We start from the raw sequence: 763 nt of genomic DNA, 5'->3' as shown, positions 1-763 counted from the left end.
CTGGATGGTTTGTTGGGTGAGAAACGGCGCAAAACAGGATGGATGCGTGCAGAGGCGGCCGGAGATCCTGAGCCCTGGCGACAGCAGGCCATTCTGGGTCGCGGGCGCTGGGACGCAGACGGTCTTCAAGACATCGTGCGTGACTATGTCGTAGAGAACCTTGCCCCAGATGACGCTGTTCTGGCCATCGACGAGACCGGCTTCCTTAAGAAGGGCGATGCCACCTGCGGTGTCGCACACCAATATACCGGTTCGGCAGGCAAGACAACAAACTGCCAGATCGGTGTTCGCGACCTATGTTTCGGCTCGGGGTCATGCCTTTGTCGATCGAGCCCTCTACTTGCCCAAGAGCTGGACTGGTGATCGGACAAAGCTTGCCGCCACCCATGTTCCAGAGACTGTGTCCTTTGCCGCCAAGCCCGCCTTGGGTCGAGATGATAAGGCGTGCGCTGGCGGCGGATGTACCCTTTTCATGGGTAGCGGCAGATGCGGTATATGGCCTAGGCGACGTCGAAGGCGCGGTGCGCCAAGCCTGCACGGGCTATTTCCTTGGGGTCAAATCCGATCATTACTTCGGCTCCTGGGCGAAGAACCCGGCGCAGACACTTATGCAAGATTCGTGCCGCCAGCGCATTGATTTAACATAATGTTTATTATCGACTATTGAGCCTGTAAGCGGGTGGATTCTATTTCGAAGTGCGAAATCCTAGGTTTTATAAGGGTTTGATCCCTTTTCCAGGAAGGCACGCAATGAACGGCTATC

General features: G+C 56.2%; 1 pseudogene. It reads left to right on the top strand.

Features of this window, described 5'->3' with window-relative positions:
• Nucleotides 1–596 (top strand): annotated as a pseudogene (locus tag K7W03_RS27545) (IS701 family transposase); the annotation flags it as partial.
• Between the last annotated feature and the right edge of the window lie 167 nt (nucleotides 597–763).

The sequence above is a fragment of the Sphingobium sp. PNB genome, from assembly GCF_019873065.1.
Lineage (GTDB): Bacteria > Pseudomonadota > Alphaproteobacteria > Sphingomonadales > Sphingomonadaceae > Sphingobium > Sphingobium fuliginis.
This window is presented reverse-complemented; position numbering and strand designations above follow the sequence as displayed.